The following is an 18,447-nucleotide window of genomic DNA, read 5'->3' on the forward strand; positions in this document are numbered from 1 at the left end:
GACAAGTTGGGTCGAATGCGACGCGCCCGCGGCCCGCGCGGGGCCGCCGCGCCGCAGCCGCGCGCGCGTCCGGCCGCGGCCTGGGGCGCGGGGGTGGGGCATGGCACAATGCGGGGCCGGTCCGCGCGCGTCGCGCCGCCGGCCGGCGCGCGCCGTCCGCGGCGCCGTCGCCGGCTCCCGCGGCGGCCTCAGGCCGCGCGGGCCGCTCCCCGCCCAACCGTGTCCAAGGATCCGATGTCCTACCTCGTCCTCGCCCGCAAATGGCGCCCCAAGCGTTTCGCCGAACTGGTCGGGCAGGAGCACGTGGTGCGCGCGCTGACCAATGCGCTGAGCACCGGACGCGTGCATCACGCGTTCCTGTTCACCGGCACCCGCGGCGTCGGCAAAACCACGATCGCGCGCATCTTCGCCAAGTCGCTCAACTGCGAGCAGGGCACCTCGGCCGATCCGTGCGGCGAATGCAACGCCTGCCGCGACATCGACGCCGGCCGCTTCATCGACCTGCTGGAAATCGACGCCGCCAGCAACACCGGCGTCGACGACGTGCGCGAGGTGATCGACAACGCCCAGTACATGCCCAGCCGCGGACGGGTCAAGGTCTATTTGATCGACGAAGTCCACATGCTGTCGAAGTCGGCGTTCAACGCGCTGCTGAAGACGCTGGAGGAGCCGCCTGGGCACGTCAAATTCCTGCTCGCGACCACCGACCCGCAGAAGCTGCCGGTGACGGTGCTGTCGCGCTGCCTGCAGTTCAACCTCAAGCGCCTGGACGAGCAGCAGATCGCCGGGCAGATGACCCGGATCCTCGCGGCGGAAGCCATCGCCGCCGAGGATTCGGCGATCCGCCAGCTGGCCAAGGCCGCCGACGGCAGCCTGCGCGACGGCCTGTCGCTGCTCGATCAAGCCATCGCCTACAGCGGCGCCGGCAGCGCCGACGCGGCCGGCGACGGGCAGGCGCTGCAAGGCGCGGCGGTCGCGGCGATGCTCGGCTCGGTCGACCGCACCCGGGTCGGCGCGGTGCTGGCGGCGCTGGCCGACGGCGACGGCCGCCGCCTGCTCGACGAGGTGGCGACGCTGGCCGAGTTCTCGCCCGATTGGGGCAACGTGCTCGAATCGCTCGGCGATGCGCTGCACCGCATCCAGGTGCGGCAGCTGGTGCCCGAGGCGGCGGTGGAGGCCGACGGCGTCGATGTCGACGGCCTGGCCGCGCAGCTGCGGCCGGAACTGGTCCAGCTCTGGTATCAGATGTGCCTCAGCGGCCGCCGCGACCTGCCGCTGGCGCCGAGCCCGCGCGCGGGTTTCGAGATGAGCGCGCTGCGCATGCTCGCGTTCCGCCCCAGCGCGGGCGGCGATGCCGCGCCGCCGTCGGGTTCGGGGTCGGGCGAGCGCGGCGAACCGGCGCGCGGCGCCAACGCCGCCGCGCAAGCGGCCGCGGCGATGCGCGAGATGGGCGCGGCGCCGCGCGCTGCGAACGCCGCCGCGCCGGCGGCAACGACGCCCGCACCGGCGGCAACGCCTGCGGCCGAAGCGCGCGCGCCGCTGTCGGTGCGCGAAGCGCCGGCGGTGTATCCGGTCCAGGCGCCGGCGCAGGACCCCAACGATGCGCCGCCGTGGGCGCCGGACCCGGCCAAGCCGGCCGCGCCGGTGCGCGAAGCCGCGAACGCGGCGCCGAAACCGACGCCTGCGGCGCGCGCCAATCCGTTCGCGGACGACCTGCGCGAAGCGGCGCCGAAGCCGGCGCCCGCAGCCCGCGCCAATCCGTTCGAAGACGACCCGCGCGAAGCGGCGGCGAACGCCGCGCCGCAGCCGGTGCCTGCGGCGCGCGCCAATCCGTTCGCGGACGATCCGCGCGAGGCGGCGCCGAACGCCGCGCCGCAGCCGGCGCCCGCGGCGCGCGCCAACCCGTTCGAAGACGATCCGCGCGAGGCGGCGGCGCACGTTGCGTCCCCGCCCGCGATTGCGGCGCGCAGCAACCCGTTCGAGGACCCGGCGCCGAAACCCGTCGCAGCGGCGCGCGTCGACCCGTTCGCGGACGAACCCCGCGCTGCAGCGTCCGCGCCAGCCCCCGAGCCTGCCGCGCCCGTCCGGCCCGCCGCGCCGGTCCGCGCCAATCCGTTCGAGGACGATCCGCGCGACGCCGACAGCGTCGTCGCCGCCGCGTCCGCGCGCGGCCCGCTGTTCGAGGACGACCCGCGCGATGCGCCGGCGCCCGCACCGCGCACGTCCGCGCCTGCGCCGGTCGCCGTCTCCGCCGCGCGCCCGGCGCCCGCCGCGCGCGAGGACCTGCTCGCCGCGGCCGCGCCGATCACCATGCCGGCGCGCGCCGCCGCACCGGCGGCCGGCGCCGGCATCGCCGACGACGGCGCCTGGCATGCGCTGATCGACAGCAGCGGCCTGCGCGGCCCGGCCCGGATCCTGGCCGAACATGCCGCCTTCATCGGCTACGCCGACGGCGTGCTGACCCTGGCGCTGGGCCCGAACGACGAGCATCTCAAGGCGCCGGCACTGGTCAAGCTGGTCGCCGACGCGCTCAGCGCGCGCCTCGGCGCGGCGCCGCAGATCCGTTTCGAAGCCGCCCCGGCCGGCGCGGCGAACGGCGAATCGGTGCACGAGCGCAACCTGCGCGCGCGCGACGAGCGCCAGGCGCGGGCCGAGGACATGTTCATGAACGATCCCGACGTGCGCCGGCTGATCGAGCAGTACGGCGCCAAGGTCGTGCCCGATTCGATCCGCCCGTTCGACGAACCCTGAGCGGCCAACGAACCCTGAGCCGCCGCGGCCGCCCCCTTGCGTGCGGCCCGCGCCGGCCCAACACCTGAACGACATCGTGGCGTGTTCCACTGGCGCCGCCCGATCCACCGACTCTTTCACGACACAGCAGGACCACCACCATGCGCGGCAACATCGCCCAACTCATGCAACAAGCGCAGAAGATGCAGGAAAACGTGCAGCGCGCGCAGGAAGAACTGGCCAAGATCGAAGCCACCGGCAGCGCCGGCGGCGGCATGGTCAGCGTCACCGTCACCGGCCGCATGGAGTGCCGCAAGGTGCGCATCGACCCGAGCGTGCTGAGCGACCAGGAAATGGTCGAGGACCTGATCGCGGCGGCGTTCAACGACGCGGTCAACAAGATCAACGCCGAGTCGCAGGCGAAGATGTCGGCGGCCACCGCCGGCATGCCGATGCCGCCCGGCATGAAGCTGCCGTTCTGAGCGAGGCGACCATGGGCTTGCATATCGGTATCACCGCCGCCTTGGTCGCGGCCGGCCTGCTCGGCCTGGACCTGTTCGCGACCTGGGCGGTCTGGCGCGAACCCGACCTCACCGGCGCGCAGAAGGGCTTCCAGTCGGCGATGATCTGGCTGCTGCCGCTGCTCGGCGCGATCGTCGTGCTGAACGTGGTGCGCTCGATGAACCGCGAGCCGGCCGCGCGCAGCACCTTCACCACCTCCGAGTGAACGCCGCGGCCGCTGCGGGCGGGGCGCGCGCGTGAGCAGCGCCCTGCTCGAACAACTCATCGACGCGCTGCGGGTGCTGCCCGGCGTGGGCCAGAAATCGGCCCAGCGCATGGCCTATCACCTGCTCGAACGCGAGCGCGCCGGCGGCCAGCGCCTGTCGCAGGCGCTGAGCGAGGCGATCGAGAAGATCGGCCACTGCGCGCGCTGCCGCGACTTCAGCGAAACCGAGGTCTGCCCGACCTGCGCCAGCGCCGCGCGCGACGCGCATCTGCTGTGCGCGGTCGAATCGCCGGCCGACCGGCTGGCGATCGAGCAGGCCACCGGCTACCGCGGCCTGTATTTCGTGCTGCAGGGCCGGCTCAGCCCGCTCGACGGCATCGGCCCGCGCGAACTCGGCCTGGACACGCTGGCCGCGCGCCTGGGCGAGGGCGAGGTGCAGGAACTGATCATCGCCACCAATCCCACCGTCGAAGGCGAGGCCACCGCGCACTACCTGGCGCAGCTGGCGCGTCAGCACGGGGTCAAGCCGAGCCGCCTGGCCCATGGCGTGCCGCTCGGCGGCGAACTGGAATACGTGGACCGCGGCACCTTGTCGCATGCGTTCGGCAGCCGCACCGAGGTGTGACGGTTTTTTGGGATTCGGGATTCGGGATTTGCGATTCGAGGCTGCCGGCGGGCCGCATCGAAACCACCGGATCGCCCGCGCTGCTACGCTTTGGCGAATCCCGAATCCCGAATCCCGAATCCCACCCAAACGAGCCCGCCATGACCGACTCCACCATCTTCGGCAAGATCATCCGCCGCGAACTGCCCGCGGACATCGTGTTCGAGGACGACGACCTGATCGCGTTCCGCGACATCGCGCCGCAGGCGCCGGTGCACGTGCTGTTCGTGCCGAAGACGCCGATCGCCACGCTCAACGATCTGCAGCCCGAGCAGGCCGCGGTGGTCGGCAAGCTGGCCTACGCCGCCGCCCAGTACGCCAAGCGCGAAGGCTTCGCGCAGGACGGCTACCGCGTGGTCATGAACTGCAACGAGCACGGCGGCCAGACCGTGTTCCAGCTGCACCTGCACCTGCTCGCCGGCGATCACCTCGGCCGCTTCGGCACGCCACGCTGAGCGCATCGGCGAACGCATCGGCTGACCCATCGACGACCGGCCGAACCGCAAAAACGACGAAGGCGCCGCAAGGCGCCTTCGTCGTATCCGCCGCGCGCCGGCTCAGCCGCGCGCCGCGCTCACCACCAGCCCCACCACGGCCACGGCGCCGGGCGTTCGATCACGTCGACCTGCTGGCGCACCGGCCACAGGTACACGACCTCGGCGTCGAGCTTGGGAAAGCGGTAGTCGTATTCGCCGATGCGGCGCGACTCGTAGCCGGCGATGCGGCCGGTGAAGGTCACCTCGCGGTTCTTCTCGAACAGCGCCGGGTCGTAGAAGCCGGTGCGGCAGGCGAGGAAGCGGCCGCCGGTGTCGTCGGTGGCCCAGTACGGCCGGCCGGTGTCGCCCAGGCGGGTCGAGATCATTTCGAAACAGGTGCGGTTGGACTGCGGTTCGACGCTGACGATGCGCCCGCCCCAGCGCACCAGCGAGCCGGTGGCATCGCGGGCGGCGGCGTCGGACGGGGTCAGCGCGGTAAAGGTCCCCTGCAGCGGCTGGGGCGCCGTGGCGCAGGCGCTGAGCAGCGCGACGCCGGCGGCTAACAAGGCAAGACGGAGCTTCATCGGGGTTCTCCTGTGCGGCCCGGGCGGTGCGCGCGTAAGGCCCGGACCAGTTCGTTGCGCAGTTCTCGGGCGTCGCGCCGCCCGGCTTGGCTGCCAGCGTACCGCCAATCGCTGAATTTTTGGCTGAGCCGCAGCAGCGCCACGGCCAGATCCGGCCGCGCCTTTCCGACACGTTCAGCCCAGGCCAGCGCCGGCTCGTGCGGCGCGCGCGCCAGGCCCAGGCGGCGGTAGCGCCGGTCGAGCGCGCGCCAGGCGCGCAGGACCGGGTCGCGCTGGCGTTCGCCGCGGCTGCTGAGCCAGACCATCCAGGCGCCGGCGAGGCTGGCGAACAGCACGAACAGCGCGATCAGGCGCGGGCCGTCGAGGCGGTCCACGCCGAGCGGCTGCAACAGCCGCTCCTGGCGGCTGGCGTCGAAGCCGAGCACGAAGTCGTTCCAGCCGCGCCGCGCCCAGTCGCCGAGGTTGAACAAGGGTGTGACCGCGCCGATCCCGCCGAGCAGGCCGCCGGCGCCGGGCGCGCGGTCGGCCAGGGTGTCGTAGATGCGTTCCGGCGCGACCGCCGCGGTCGGGTCGACCCGGGTCCAGCCGCGCCCTTGCAGCCACACCTCGGCCCAGGCGTGGGCGTCGGAGCGGCGCACCAGCCAATAGCCGCCGACCGGGTTGTAGTAACCGCCGGCATAGCCGGTGACGACCCGCGCCGGCACCCCGGCCGCGCGCATCAGCACCACGAACGAGGAGCTGAAGTGTTCGCAGAAGCCGGCCTTCTGCTCGAACAGGAACTCGTCGACCGAGTGCCGGCCGAGCAGCGGCGTGGCCAGGGTGTAGGCGAATTCGCGGTGGAACATCGCCAGCGCGCGCTCGGCGATCGCCGCGTCGTCGCTGCCGGCCTCGCGCCGCCACTGCGCGGCCAGCGCCAGGGTGCGCGGGTTGTAGCCCGACGGCAGCTCCAGCGCGGCCCGGCGCAGCTGCGGATGCAGGTCCATTTCGAACTTGCGCGGCGCCGAGGAGCGCAGGTGCCAGCGGCTCAGCGCGTTGAGCGGGCGCCGCGCGTAGATGCCGTAATCGTGGTTCAGGCGCGAACCGTCCGGCGCGTTCAACGGCAGGTCGAGGGCGACGAACTGGCGGTCGTCGGTCGGCTCGACTTCCAGTTCGTAGTCCCAGACCGTCGCCGAGGGCTGGAACGGCGGCGCCGGCAGCCCGCGGAACCAGCTCGCCTGGGTCCAGGCGCGGCCGTCGAAGTGCCACAGCACCGGCCCGCGCCAGTACATCTGCGAGGTCGGCGGCGCGGCGCCGTTGAAGCGCGCGCGCAGGGTCACCGTCTCGTCGTTCATCAGGTCGACCATCTCGCCCGGCGCCATCCGGTCGGACAGGCCGGGGCGGGCGAGGGCGCGGTCGGGCACGCCCCACAGCGGCGCGGCCAGGCGCGGGAACAGCCAGAACACCGCCAGCGCCAGCGGCAGGCCGATGCCGATCAGCCGCGTCACCGACCACAGCTGCTGCCGCGCCGACGGCGCCGGCCCGCGCGGCTGGCCCGGCGCGGCCAGGGTGTCGATTTCGGCCAGCCGCTGCAGCGCGACCAGGGCGAAGACCGACGCGGCCAGGCCCAGCGCCAGCGACAGCGGCCCCTGGTCGAGCAGGAAGGTCGCGAACGGGCCGAACAGGGCGAAGCCGATCAGGCTGCGCGCGTCGCGCAAGGTGTAGGTCTCCGCCGGCTTGATCGCGAACATCGCCGCCAGCAGCGCGCAGCCCGTGTCGCGCCCGAACGAAAACCGCGCCAGCACCAGCACCGTGCCGACCAGCGCCACCACCAGCACCAGCCGCAGCCAGGCCGGCTGCGCGCGCCGCCACGACAGCGCGCCGACGCCGAGGCCGGTCGCGGCGATGACCGCGGCGATGGTCGGCGGCAACTGCAGCAGCAGCGGCAACAGGCAGCTGGCGCCGGCCAGCAGCGCCCAGCGCCGTACGCCGGATTCCAGCGCGGCGGCCGGCTTGGGCCGCGCGAACGGGGACAGCGCCGACTCAGCCATGCGGCAGCAGCGCCAGCGCGCGCAGGCAGGCGTGACGATGGGCGGCGCCGTTGCCGGGGCCGAGCGCGGGGTGCCCCGGCACGCTGAGGCGATAACGGCAGCCGTCGCGCTCGGCCTCGTCGACCCAGCGCGCCAGCCGCGCTATCCGCGCCTCCTGGCCCAGGCCGTGCAGGCGCTGCCAGTCCAGTTCGACGTCGGCGCCGAGCGGCTGTTCGTACTCGCGCACCAGCAGGGTGTCGCGCCGCGCCGAATGCTTCCACGCGATCGCCCGGCGCGCGTCGCCGGGACGGTAGCTGCGCAGGTGGTGGACGTCGTCGCCGCTGGGGTGCACCCGGGTCACGGTCTGGTCGCCGCCGCCGACCGGCAGCGGCGGGCCGTGCGCTTCCGGCGCGGGATAGACCAGCAGCGGCGTTTGCGGCCACACGTGCGACCACGCCCGCGCCAGCCCCAGCGGGCGGGTCGTCGACACGCGCAGCTTGGGCAGGTCGAGCCAGCCGCGGCGGTGGGTGGCGATGCGCAGTTCGGCTTCGCCGGCGCCTTGCTCCAGGTCCAGCGGCGCCGGTTCGATCTGCGCGGCGATGCCGTCGTCCATGCGCAGGCCGCGGCGCACCCGGTCGGCCGGCGCGCGCACGTGCACGCGCACGCGCATCGCGCTGCCGGCCGGCACCGGCTCGGCGTCGACCGCGACGATGCCCAATCCCGACAACTGCAACTGCGCCGCGATCAGGCTCGCCAATCCGGCGCCGCCGAGCAGCAGCGCCAGCAGGAAGGCCGGATTGTTGTTGTAGTTCAGCGCGCCGAGGATCATCGCCGCCAGCAGCGCCGCATAGAACGCGCCGAAACCGGTCGGCAGCACGTAGATGCGGCGGCGGTCGAAGCGGACCGGCAGGGTTTCCGGCTGGCGCGGCCGGGTCCAGGCCTGCACGCGCAGGCGCCAGCGCCGCCACAGCCGGCCGGCGGCGGCGACGTTCGCGCGATCCTGATCGTCCTGGCCGGCCATCGCCGCGCTCAATCCACCGCCACGGCGTAGAGGATCGACTTGGCCAGATCGGCCGCGGCATCGGCCTCGGCGACCAGGCGATGGGTGGCGACCGCGGCGAACAGCGCCTGCACGTCCTCGGGCACCACGTGCGCGCGGCCGAGCAGCAGCGCGTACGCGCGCGCGGCGCGCAGCAGCGCCAGCCCGGCGCGCGGCGACAGGCCCACGCGCACGCCCGGATGCTTGCGGCTGCGCGCCAGCAGCGCCTGCACGTAAGCGATCAGCGATTCGCCGGCGTACACCGAATCGACCGCGCGGCGGATCGCCAGCACGTCCTCGCTCGACAGCACCGCGCGCGTCTGCGCGATCAGATGGCGGCGGTCGGCGCCGGCGAGCAGGTCGCGTTCTGCGGCTTCGTCCGGGTAGCCCAGGTGCAGGCGCAGCAGGAAACGGTCGAGCTGCGAATCCGGCAGCGGATAGGTGCCCGACAGATCGACCGGGTTCTGGGTGGCGATGACGAAGAACGGATCCGGCAGCGGATGGGTGCGCCCGTCGACGGTGACCTGATGCTCGGCCATCGCTTCCAGCAACGCGCTTTGCGTGCGCGGCGGCGCGCGGTTGATTTCGTCGGCGAGCAGCACCTGGGTGAACACCGGGCCGGGATGGAACTGGAACTGGCGCGAGGTCGGATCGAACACCGACACGCCGACCACATCGGCCGGCAACAGATCCGAGGTGAACTGCACGCGCTGGAACTCCAGCCCCAGCGTCGCGGCCAGCGCGTGGGCGAGGGTGGTCTTGCCCAGGCCGGGCAGATCCTCGATCAGCAGATGGCCGTCGGACAGCAGCGCGACGAACGCCAGCCGCACCGCCTGCGCCTTGCCCAGGACCAACGCGTTGACCTGCGCCTGGGCGTGTTCGAGGGCGCCGCGCAGCGCATCGGTTAGGATGATCACATCGTGGTTGGCGGGGTTTGCGGTGATCTTGCCTGCGCTCATCGGGCCTGCCGTTGTGGAAGCGTGAAGTCGTGGATGTCGAAAGCGTGAAGCGGACTGCGTGGCGCTGAAGACGCGATGCCGAAAACCTGACGCCGAAAACCCGACGCCAAGAATCTCAAGATCGAAAGGCGCGCCGCAGAAGCTGTCGTTTTTGTCAGCTTCGTGATCGCCGCCATCGTCTCGCGCGCTGCGCTTGTGCGATGCGCGTCAATAAAACGTGGTGCGGTCGCGACGCAGTGCGCCGAGACGTTCCCCCAAGTTCCAGAGTGTAGCGAGGTCGGGTGCCGATGCGGGACAGGGATGAAGCCAGCGCGATGCGCAATGTGTTCTGGGCGCTGTGGACGCTGGTGCTGCTGCTCAAGCTCGCGGTCGCCGCCAAGCTGCCGTTGTTCGTCGACGAAGCGTTCTATTGGCAGGAAGGCCGGCATCCGGCCGCGGCCTATTCCGACCTGCCCGGGCTGACCGCGTGGCTGGCGCGGCTGGGCGTGGAGCTCGGCGGCAATTCGACCCTGGCGCTGCGCGCGCCGTTCCTGACGATCGCCGCGCTGGTGCCGTGGCTGCTGGCGCGGGTCGGCGCGCGCGAGTTCGGCGCGCGCAACGGCTGGATCGCCGGCTGCTACGCGCTGCTGCTGCCGCTGGCCGGCAGCCTCGGCCTGCTCGCCTTGCCCGACGCGATGATGGCGCTGGCCACCTTGCTGTGCCTGGACGCGGGCGCGCGCCTGCTGCGCCAGGTCGATGCGCGCAGCGCGGTCGAACTCGCCGCCGGCCTGAGCCTGGGCGCGCTGAGCCATTACCGCTTCATCGCCGTGATCGGCGTCGGCTTCGTCGTGCTGCTGCTGTTGCCCGAAGGCCGCCGCGCGCTGCGCGACGCGCGGGTGCTGACCGCCGCGGCGATCGGCGCTTCGGCGTGGGCGCCGCTGGTGGCGTGGAACCTCGACAACGCCGACGCCGGCCTGCGCTTCCAGTTGGTCGAGCGCCATCCGTGGGCGTTCCACGCCGACGGCCTGTGGTTCGTCGCGATCCAGGCCTTGCTGGTCACCCCGTTGCTGTTCGCGGCCTTGTGCCTGGCCGGCTGGCGCGGCGCGCGCGATCCCTCGCCGGTGACCCGCTATTTCGCCTTGCTCGGTTCGCTGGTGGTGCTGGGTTTCTTCGTTCTGGGGTTCTTCGCCGACACCGAGCGGGTCAGCTTCCATTGGCCGCTGCCGGGCTTCATGGCGCTGCTGCCGTTGTTGCCGATGGTGCTGGCGCGCTGGCCGGAATGGGCGCGCGGGCTGACCGCGGCGCTGGCCGGCGCCGCTTTGCTGGCGACGCTGGGCTATTACGTGGCGGTGTCGCGGCCGGAACTGCGCGCGCGCAGCGCCGGCGAAAAGTGGTACCCGGCCAACTTCGCCGGCTGGGACGAACTGGCGCGCGCGGTGCGCAAGAAACTCGATGCGATGCCGCCGGGCACGCGCCTGATCGCCGACAACTTCAAGGCCGGCGCCGAACTCGGCTTCGCCCTCGACGACCCGCGCATCGCTGTGCTCGATCATCCGATCAACCACAAGCACGGCCGCGCGCCGCAACTGCGGCTGTGGGGCCTGAGCCGCGACGGCCGCGCCGACTGGGGCGCGGGCCCGGCCTTGCTGGTGGTCGGCGCGACCGAGGTCGAATACAAGAATCTGCTGCAGCGCTATCACGACCTGTGCGCGATGGTCGGCCCGCTGCCGCCGCCGCAGATCCTCAACGTCGATCACGGCCGCCAGCGGTTCGCCCTGTTCGCGTTCGACGGCGCGCCGCGCGCGGGCGAGTGCACGACGCCGGCGATGGCCTGGATCGACCAGCCGGCGGCCGGCGCGCGGGTCGGCCCGGGCGCGTTCGCGGTGTCGGGCTGGGCGTTCAAGGACGGCGTCGGCCTGGCCAAGGTCGAGATCATGCTCGACGGGCGGGTGGTGGCGCAGACCCAGTACGGCTTGCCGCGCGACGGCGTGCGCGAATTCTGGCGCTTGCGCGACGGCCGTCATTCGACCGATCCGCAGCACCCGAACGTCGGCTTCAGCGCGACCGTGCTGCTCGACGCCGAAGCGCCCGGCCGCCACTGGCTGGGCCTGCGCCTGCACGGACGCGACGGCAGCGTCGAGGATTGGGCCGAGCAGCCGATCGATCTGCGCCGGCCTTGAGCGCGCCGCGCGCAGGGCGGCGCGGCCAAGGCGCGCTGTCAGGCCTCAGGGCAGCGCGTAGCCCGCGCGCCGCAGCAGCCGCGCCGTAGCGATCAGCGGCAGCCCGATCAGCGCGGTCGGGTCGCGCGATTCGACCGCTTCGAACAAGGCGATGCCGAGGCCTTCGGACTTGAAGCTGCCGGCGCAGTCGTACGGCTGCTCGGCGTCGACGTAGCGTTCGATCTCGGCCGCGCTCAACTCGCGAAAACGCACCGTGGTGACGTCGAGTTCGCTCAACGCGGCGTGTTCGTGGCGCAACACGCACAGGCCGGTGCAGAAGCGCACTTCGCGCCCGGACATCGCGCCGAGCTGGGCGATCGCGCCGTCGCGGCCGCCGGGCTTGCCGATCGGCAGGCCGTCGAATTCGGCGACCTGGTCGGAGCCGATCACCCACGCGTCCGGCCGCTGCGCGGCGACCGCGGCGGCCTTGGCTTCGGCCAGCCGCCAGGCCAGCTTGGACGGCGCCTCGCCGGGCTGCGGGGTCTCGTCGGTGTCGGGGCGGGCGACGTCGAAGGCCAGACCGAGGCGGCCGAGCAGTTCGCGGCGGTAGCGGGAGGTGGAGGCGAGGATCAGTGGGGTCATGGCGGCGGCGAGTGGGGGGCGTCAGGGCCAGATCCGCGCCTGCGGCGGGCAGAAGCCGGTGGCGAGATCGAGCAGTTCGAGCAGGCGGTCCTGCGTCGCTTCGTCCGCGCAGGCGGCGAGCAGATGTTGCAGGTGCTGGGTCATGGCGTCGGCGCCGACGCCGTCGTCGCGGTAACGGCGCAGCCAGTCGCGCAGTTCGTCCAGTCCGGCCGCGGCGGCGAGGCTGCGGGCGAAACCGGCGTCGAGGGCCGGGCGCAGGGGCGGCAGCGGAGAGGCGGGCACGGCGGCGCCCGGATCGCGGCTCAGTTCAGCCGCGCCTGTTCGATCTGCACCAGTTGCTGCTCGATCCGCCCGCGCGCGGCGTCGATCGAGGCGCGGACCTCGCCGAGCTGGCTCAGGCTGGCCTCGCGGCCGTGGTCGCGCAGCCACAGGCGCTGGCGCAGCATCTCGCGCATGGCCTCGCCGACCGGGTCGCGGCCGCCGTCGCCGGCCACCGCCTCGATCTCGGCGCGGGCGATGCGCAGGCGTTCTTCCAGCGCGTCGGCGGCGTCGAGCACCTCGCGCACCGCGCGCTGGCGGCGCAGCGGCCGGTACAGCAGGGCGGCGATCAGGGCAGCGGCAGCCGCCGTGGTCAGAAACATTAACAGGGCGATGGTCACGGCCGGGCCGATGGCGGGGGTCGAGGCCCGGCAGTCTGCACGCGCGGGCCGGCCACGGGCAAATCCCTGGCCGGCCCGGGACTTGCGATCCGCCGGCCGGGTTTGACAGGGCCCCGCGCGGTCTCTACCATTCCGCGGCTTATGTCAGCCGAAGTGCCACCTGGGCGGGTGCCCGAAGTTCTGGATGCCTGGCGCCTGGTGGCGGCACGGCGCGGCGTGGAAGGCCGTCTGCCGCTGTCGGCGCTGGACCGCCTGGCGGGTCTGCTGCACGACACCGACGGCGAAGTCCGGTTCTCGCTGGACTTCGACACCGACGAACTGCAGACGCCCTACGCCGAGCTGAAGATCGACGCCGCACTGCCGCTGCTGTGCCAGCGCACGCTGGAGCGGTTCGTGATGCCGGTGCAGATCGTGCAGCGCCTCGGACTGATCCGCGACGAGGCCGACGAAGCCGCGTTGCCGCCCGGCTACGAGCCGCTGCTGATGCCCGAAGACGGCATGCTGCGGCCCTCGGAGATGGTCGAGGACGAATTGATCCTCGCCGTGCCGGTGGTGCCGATGGCGCCGGGCAACGAGGCGGTCGAAAGCGACTGGCCGGCGCCCGCCGCCGAGCTGGAAGCCGCCAACCCGTTCGCGGCGTTGTCGGCGCTGAAGAAAAACAACTGACCCCAAGCCGCGCGTTTGGGTTCACAATACCCAGTTCCAACTCCGACCTGCAGGCATCGAGCGAGTCCTGCTAATCGGGCTTACGCTATCCACCTCAGGTTTCCACCGCTTTTCCGGAGCAAGACCATGGCCGTTCAGAAGTCCCGCGTCACCCCGTCCCGCCGCGGCCAGCGCCGTTCGCACGATGCGCTGACCAGCAAGCAGCTGGCCACCGATCCGACCACCGGCGAGACCCACATCCGCCACCACGTCACCGCCGACGGCTACTACCGCGGCAAGAAGGTGATCGACACCAAGTCGCGCGTCGCCGACGAGGAGTAATCCTCCCGGCCCGCCGCGGCGCGCGCTGGCAATGGCGCGCGTCGCCGCGATCTGGGCCGGCGGAGGGTGGCGTCCGCCATCGCGCCGGCACCGGTCGGACCGCCCCGGCGGTCCGCGACAACAGACCTGCGGCCCCCGCGGCTTCGTCTTCCGCCAGCTCTGCGCTGGCGGTCCTGTTTCTCGGTGGCCTGCGGGTGCGCGCGCGTACGCGACGCCCGCTCCTGCGCAGGCCGCCCCGGCATTCCGCGGAGCGGTGATGACAGATCGGATTTACGCCCGGATCGCGGGCACCGGCAGCTACCTGCCGGCCCAGGTGGTGACCAACGACGAGCTGGCCAAGCGCGTCGAGACCAGCGACGAATGGATCCGGACCCGTACCGGCATCCGCCAGCGCCATGTCGCCGCCGAAGGCGAAACCACCGTCGACCTGGCCTACCAGGCCTCGTTGCGCGCGCTCGAAGCCGCCGGCGTGCGGCCCGAGGAGATCGATCTGATCGTCCTGGGCACGACCACCCCGGACCTGATCTTCCCGTCCAGCGCCTGCCTGCTGCAGCACCGCCTGGGCGCCAACGGCTGCCCGGCCTTCGACGTCAACGCGGCCTGCTCGGGCTTCGTCTACGCGCTGACCGTGGCCGACAAGTTCATCCGTTCCGGCGCGGCCAAGACCGTGCTCGTGGTCGGCGCGGAAACCCTGACCCGGATGCTCGACTGGACCGACCGCTCGACCTGCGTGTTGTTCGGCGACGGCGCCGGCGCGGTCGTGCTCAAGGCCGACAGCGAGACCGGCATCCTCAGCACCCATCTGCACGCCGACGGCGGCAAGAAGGAACTGCTGTGGAATCCGGTCGGCGTCTCGGCCGGGTTCAAGCCGGACGAGCACAACGCCGGCGTGCGCGTGCTGATGACCGGCAACGAAGTGTTCAAGCACGCGGTCAAGGCGCTGGATTCGGTGGTCGAGGAGACCCTGGAAGCCAACGGCCTGGACCGCCACGAAATCGATTGGCTGATCCCGCATCAGGCCAACCTGCGCATCATCGAAGCCACGGCCAAGCGCCTGGACATGCCGATGGAGCGGGTGATCGTCACCGTCGACAAGCACGGCAACACTTCTTCGGGCTCGGTGCCGCTGGCGCTCGACGAAGCGGTGCGTTCGGGCAAGGTCCAGCGCGGCCAGTTGCTGCTGCTGGAAGCCTTCGGCGGCGGCTTCACCTGGGGTTCGGCGCTGCTGCGCTACTGAACCGGCGACAGGGGCGTCCGCTCCTGCGCGGAGCGGCGTCCCGACACGGGCCGGAAGCCCGTGCGAGGCGCCGCGCACAAGGAACCGCGTCATGGTGACCCGACTGAACCTGCAAGGCCGCACGGCCTGGCTCAAATCCTATGGCGGCGGCAGCCGCCGGCTGCGCCTGCGCGCGCTCGACCTGACCGCGCGCCGGCTCGGCGTGCCGTCGCTGCGGCCGCCGCCGCACCGGGTCGGCGCCGCCGCGCGCCAGACCGAACAGCGCCGCCTGCGCGAACTGGCCGCGGTCGACGTGCGCGTGCCGCGCATCCTCGGCGAAGGCGACACCTATCTGCTGCTCAGCGACATCGGCGAAACCCTGTCGGCGCGCCTGCGCCGTTCCTCGCCGCAGCAGGCGTACCGGCTGGTGACCCAGGCCGCGCACACGCTCGCGCAAGTGCACGCGCGCGGCGGCTACATCGGCCAGCCGCTGGCGCGCAACCTCACCGTCGACGAGCACGGCCGCATCGGCTTCATCGATTTCGAGGAAGACCCGGCCGAAGTCATGAGCGTGCAACAGGCGCAGATCCGCGACTGGCTGATCTTCGCCGCCGGCGCCTCGCGCTATTTCCGCGATCCGGACCAGGAGCTCAGCGCGATCATCGCCGAGTCGCTGCGCGGCGGCGCCGAGGAAGTGCGCCGCGGCGTCGGCGACGCCGCGGACCGGCTCGGGTTCGTGCAATCGTTGAGCCGCTGGCTCGGCCGGCGCGCGCGCGGCCTCGGCGGCGCGGTGCAGGCGCTGCGGCGCGCGGCGTGGCTGTGGATGCTGGCCGCGGTGTTGATCGGCCTCGGCGTGGATTTCGCGCCGGACCGCGACTTCGATTCGCTGCGGCAGATGGCCGAGTTGATCGACTGAGCTTCGCAACGCATGCCGCACGAGACGAACGGCCGCGGGGCGACCCGCGGCCGTTTTCTTATCGTCCGATCGCCGCGACGCACGAAGCCCGACTGTAGGAGCTGCGCGAGCTGCGACCGCGAATCCACAGTGACGACGCAAGCGAGGTTTCGCGGTCGCAGCTCGCCCAGCTCCTACAGTCGGGCCTCACACCGCCGAGGTCGGCCATCGCCGATCGACACGCCGAAACCACCGATCCCGCACAGCCGCTCGCGTCACATTGCGACGCGCTGTGACGCCGTACCGCCGAGTACAGACGATCGCCTGTTTTCGCCCGTATCATGCGCGCTTCGAACCGATACGGCAGTGCGCGTGAGCGACCAGCGACTTTCTTTCCTGTTCCCGGGCCAGGGCTCGCAATCGGTGGGCATGCTGGCCGAGCTGTCGGAACTGCACGCGGGCGTGCGCGAGGCGTTCGCCGAGGCCAGCGACGGCGCCGGCGTGGACCTGTGGGCGCTCAGCCAGGGCGGCCCGGAGGAGATGCTCAACCGCACCGAATACACCCAGCCGGCGCTGCTCGCCGCGGGCGTGGCGGTGTGGCGGCTGTGGCAGGCCCAGGGCGGCGCGCAACCGGCGCTGCTGGCCGGGCACAGCCTCGGCGAATACACCGCGCTGGTCGCCGCCGGCGCGCTGTCGCTGCGCGACGGCGCGCACCTGGTGCGCCTGCGCGGCCAGTTGATGCAGGACGCCGCGCCGAGCGGCGTCGGCGCGATGGCCGCGGTGCTCGGCGCCGAGGACGCGCTGGTCGAAGACATCTGCAAGGCCGTGTCCGGCAGCGAAGTGGTGGTGCCGGCCAATTACAACTCGCCCGGCCAGATCGTCATCGGCGGCCACGCCGCGGCGGTCGACAAGGCGCTGACCCGGCTGGCCGAATCCGGCGTGCGCAAGGCGGTCAAGCTGGCCGTCAGCGTGCCCTCGCACACCCCGCTGATGCGCGAAGCCGCGAACCGTCTGGCCGAGGCGATGGCCGGGCTGGACTGGCGCGCGCCGCAGCTGCCGGTGGTGCAGAACGTCGACGGCCAGGTCCATGCCAGCGTCGAGGCGATCCGCGACGCGCTGGTGCGCCAGCTGTACCTGCCGGTGCAGTGGACCGCCTGCGTGCAGGCGCTGGCCGCGCACGGCGTCCAGCGCGCCGCCGAGTGCGGGCCGGGCAAGGTCCTGACCGGGCTGGTCAAGCGCATCGACAAATCCATCGACGGCCGCGCCATCGGCACCCCGGCGGAGTTCGAGGCCGCCCTGGCCGAGTGGCGCTGAGTCCTCAGCCCGCCATCAGCCGAACACACGTCGCTTAACCGAGCGCTGCGCGCTACTCAATCGTCCCGCTACTCAACCACTCTTTCAGCCTGTAGGCTGGCCGCGCCCGGGCCCCGCGCCCGGCGGGCGGGGTCGCAGGACGCGGCGGTAGGCAGCAGCGGCGCAACCACGAGCATTACGGAGCAAAGCACATGAGCACGACCCCGCTTTCGGGCGAAATCGCGCTGGTCACCGGCGCCAGCCGCGGCATCGGCGCGGCCATCGCCGACGAACTGGCCGCGCTGGGCGCGACCGTGATCGGCACCGCCACCAGCGAATCCGGCGCCGCCGCGATCGGCGCGCGCCTGGCCGCGCACGGCGGCCACGGCCGGGTCCTGAACGTGGCCGATCCGGCCTCGGTCGACTCCCTGCTCGACGCGGTCGCCAAGGAGATCGGCGCGATCTCGATCCTGGTCAACAACGCCGGCATCACCCGCGACAACCTGCTCATGCGGATGAAGGACGAGGACTGGCAGGCCATCCTCGACACCAACCTCAGCAGCGTCTACCGCACCAGCAAGGCGGTGCTGCGCTCGATGATGAAGGCGCGCAAGGGCCGCATCATCAACATCGCCTCGGTGGTCGGCGTGACCGGCAACCCGGGCCAGGCCAACTACGCCGCCGCCAAGGCCGGCGTGATCGCTTTCAGCAAATCGCTGGCGCGCGAGATCGGCAGCCGCGGGGTGACCGTGAACGTCGTCGCGCCCGGCTTCATCGACACCGACATGACCCGCGACCTGCCGGAAGACGCGAAGAAGGCCATGTTCGACCAGATCGCGCTGGGCCGCTTCGGCGACCCGGCCGACATCGCCCGCGCGGTGGCGTTCCTGGCCGGCCCCGGGGCCGGCTACATCACCGGCGAAACGCTGCACGTCAACGGCGGCATGTACATGCCGTAAGGCCTTGACGTAGGCTAGTAAGCGATTGAACCCAAAGGAGTTTCGTCGACGCCGGGGGCCGGTCTCGCGAAACATCCCGATTCCATTAGACTATCCCATCGAAAAACCCCTCACGGGAGGAGCAACATCCATGAGCAGCATCGAAGAACGCGTTAAGAAGATCGTGGTCGAACAGCTGGGCGTCAAGGAAGAAGAAGTCACCAACAACGCTTCGTTCGTCGACGACCTCGGCGCGGATTCGCTCGACACCGTCGAGCTGGTGATGGCGCTTGAGGAAGAGTTCGAGTGCGAGATCCCGGACGAAGAAGCCGAGAAGATCACCTCGGTGCAGCAGGCGATCGATTACGTCAAGGCGCACGTCAAGTCGTAATCCGCCCCGGCGGCGCCGCTCGCAGAGTCTCGCGCGCGGCGGCCCCGCGGTATGGGTTGCGCATGCCTGACATGATCGAACCTGACATGATCGAATGAGCAAC

The 18,447-nt window shown here is 72.1% G+C and carries 19 protein-coding genes and 1 pseudogene; 13 read left to right on the forward strand and 7 right to left on the reverse strand.

Annotation, left to right across the window (positions count from 1 at the left end):
- Window positions 1-234 precede the first annotated feature (234 nt).
- The 5 genes and pseudogenes from dnaX to JHW38_RS24725 form a co-directional block, all read left to right on the forward strand.
- Window positions 235-1,935, forward strand: a pseudogene (dnaX, locus tag JHW38_RS24705) (DNA polymerase III subunit gamma/tau); the annotation flags it as partial.
- A gap of 956 nt (window positions 1,936-2,891) precedes the next feature.
- Window positions 2,892-3,212, forward strand: coding sequence for a YbaB/EbfC family nucleoid-associated protein (locus tag JHW38_RS24710; protein ID WP_207523908.1), 321 nt, complete (start codon window positions 2,892-2,894; stop codon window positions 3,210-3,212).
- A gap of 11 nt (window positions 3,213-3,223) precedes the next feature.
- On the forward strand, window positions 3,224-3,457 hold the full coding sequence (locus tag JHW38_RS24715; protein WP_207523909.1) for a hypothetical protein: 234 nt from the start codon (window positions 3,224-3,226) through the stop codon (window positions 3,455-3,457).
- A gap of 31 nt (window positions 3,458-3,488) precedes the next feature.
- Complete coding sequence (gene recR / locus JHW38_RS24720; RefSeq protein ID WP_207523910.1) at window positions 3,489-4,082, forward strand: recombination mediator RecR; 594 nt, start codon at window positions 3,489-3,491, stop codon at window positions 4,080-4,082.
- A gap of 140 nt (window positions 4,083-4,222) precedes the next feature.
- Window positions 4,223-4,576 (forward strand): histidine triad nucleotide-binding protein, encoded by a 354-nt coding sequence (locus tag JHW38_RS24725; RefSeq protein WP_207523911.1) that lies wholly within the window; start codon window positions 4,223-4,225, stop codon window positions 4,574-4,576.
- A gap of 119 nt (window positions 4,577-4,695) precedes the next feature.
- Here JHW38_RS24725 and JHW38_RS24730 read toward each other — a convergent pair whose 3' ends face one another.
- From JHW38_RS24730 to JHW38_RS24745, 4 genes are read right to left on the reverse strand one after another with little or no spacing between them, the layout of a single operon-like run.
- Window positions 4,696-5,181 carry a Slp family lipoprotein gene (locus tag JHW38_RS24730; protein ID WP_207523912.1) on the reverse strand — a complete coding sequence of 162 codons (486 nt, stop codon included), beginning with the start codon at window positions 5,179-5,181 and terminating at the stop codon, window positions 4,696-4,698.
- Window positions 5,178-7,208, reverse strand: a complete 2,031-nt coding sequence (locus JHW38_RS24735; RefSeq protein ID WP_207523913.1) for a transglutaminase TgpA family protein — start codon at window positions 7,206-7,208, stop codon at window positions 5,178-5,180. Before JHW38_RS24735 ends, JHW38_RS24730 begins: the two co-directional genes overlap by 4 nt.
- On the reverse strand, window positions 7,201-8,157 hold the full coding sequence (locus JHW38_RS24740; protein ID WP_242691438.1) for a DUF58 domain-containing protein: 957 nt from the start codon (window positions 8,155-8,157) through the stop codon (window positions 7,201-7,203). Before JHW38_RS24740 ends, JHW38_RS24735 begins: the two co-directional genes overlap by 8 nt.
- Window positions 8,158-8,216: 59 nt before the next feature.
- Window positions 8,217-9,185: an AAA family ATPase gene (locus tag JHW38_RS24745; protein WP_207523915.1), complete on the reverse strand. Its 969-nt coding sequence runs from the start codon at window positions 9,183-9,185 to the stop codon at window positions 8,217-8,219.
- Window positions 9,186-9,499: 314 nt separating this feature from the next.
- Between JHW38_RS24745 and JHW38_RS24750 the strand changes: the two genes are divergently transcribed.
- Window positions 9,500-11,344, forward strand: coding sequence for a glycosyltransferase family 39 protein (locus JHW38_RS24750; RefSeq protein ID WP_207523916.1), 1,845 nt, complete (start codon window positions 9,500-9,502; stop codon window positions 11,342-11,344).
- Between the two features lie 45 nt (window positions 11,345-11,389).
- Here the strand turns inward: JHW38_RS24750 and JHW38_RS24755 are convergent, their stop codons facing one another.
- From JHW38_RS24755 to JHW38_RS24765, 3 genes are read right to left on the reverse strand one after another with little or no spacing between them, the layout of a single operon-like run.
- Complete coding sequence (locus JHW38_RS24755; RefSeq protein WP_207523917.1) at window positions 11,390-11,965, reverse strand: Maf family protein; 576 nt, start codon at window positions 11,963-11,965, stop codon at window positions 11,390-11,392.
- A 21-nt stretch (window positions 11,966-11,986) separates the two neighbouring features.
- A complete protein-coding gene (locus tag JHW38_RS24760) occupies window positions 11,987-12,247 on the reverse strand; it encodes a hypothetical protein (protein WP_207523918.1) in 261 nt (86 codons plus the stop codon).
- A gap of 20 nt (window positions 12,248-12,267) precedes the next feature.
- Window positions 12,268-12,606: a hypothetical protein gene (locus JHW38_RS24765; RefSeq protein ID WP_207523919.1), complete on the reverse strand. Its 339-nt coding sequence runs from the start codon at window positions 12,604-12,606 to the stop codon at window positions 12,268-12,270.
- 159 nt (window positions 12,607-12,765) lie between these two features.
- On the opposite strand from JHW38_RS24765, the gene JHW38_RS24770 reads away from it, so the two are divergent.
- The 7 genes from JHW38_RS24770 to acpP all read left to right on the forward strand — a co-directional run bounded on the left by JHW38_RS24770 (window position 12,766) and on the right by acpP (window position 18,344).
- Entirely contained in the window at window positions 12,766-13,290 is a 525-nt protein-coding gene (locus JHW38_RS24770) for a YceD family protein (protein WP_207523920.1), read from the forward strand.
- Between the two features lie 126 nt (window positions 13,291-13,416).
- Window positions 13,417-13,611 carry a 50S ribosomal protein L32 gene (gene rpmF / locus JHW38_RS24775; RefSeq protein ID WP_074867689.1) on the forward strand — a complete coding sequence of 65 codons (195 nt, stop codon included), beginning with the start codon at window positions 13,417-13,419 and terminating at the stop codon, window positions 13,609-13,611.
- A 256-nt stretch (window positions 13,612-13,867) separates the two neighbouring features.
- Window positions 13,868-14,848 carry a beta-ketoacyl-ACP synthase III gene (locus tag JHW38_RS24780; RefSeq protein WP_207523921.1) on the forward strand — a complete coding sequence of 327 codons (981 nt, stop codon included), beginning with the start codon at window positions 13,868-13,870 and terminating at the stop codon, window positions 14,846-14,848.
- 91 nt (window positions 14,849-14,939) lie between these two features.
- The gene (locus JHW38_RS24785) at window positions 14,940-15,743 is read left to right on the forward strand and encodes a phosphotransferase (RefSeq protein ID WP_207523922.1); all 804 of its coding nucleotides are present in this window, start codon (window positions 14,940-14,942) and stop codon (window positions 15,741-15,743) included.
- Between the two features lie 351 nt (window positions 15,744-16,094).
- Entirely contained in the window at window positions 16,095-17,036 is a 942-nt protein-coding gene (gene fabD, locus JHW38_RS24790) for an ACP S-malonyltransferase (protein ID WP_207523923.1), read from the forward strand.
- A 191-nt stretch (window positions 17,037-17,227) separates the two neighbouring features.
- Window positions 17,228-17,974, forward strand: a complete 747-nt coding sequence (gene fabG / locus JHW38_RS24795) for a 3-oxoacyl-ACP reductase FabG (protein ID WP_207523924.1) — start codon at window positions 17,228-17,230, stop codon at window positions 17,972-17,974.
- Window positions 17,975-18,104: 130 nt separating this feature from the next.
- Window positions 18,105-18,344 (forward strand): acyl carrier protein, encoded by a 240-nt coding sequence (acpP, locus tag JHW38_RS24800; RefSeq protein WP_031373652.1) that lies wholly within the window; start codon window positions 18,105-18,107, stop codon window positions 18,342-18,344.
- Window positions 18,345-18,447 lie beyond the last annotated feature (103 nt).

This window comes from Lysobacter enzymogenes (assembly GCF_017355525.1).
GTDB classification, from domain to species: Bacteria; Pseudomonadota; Gammaproteobacteria; order Xanthomonadales; family Xanthomonadaceae; genus Lysobacter; species Lysobacter enzymogenes_C.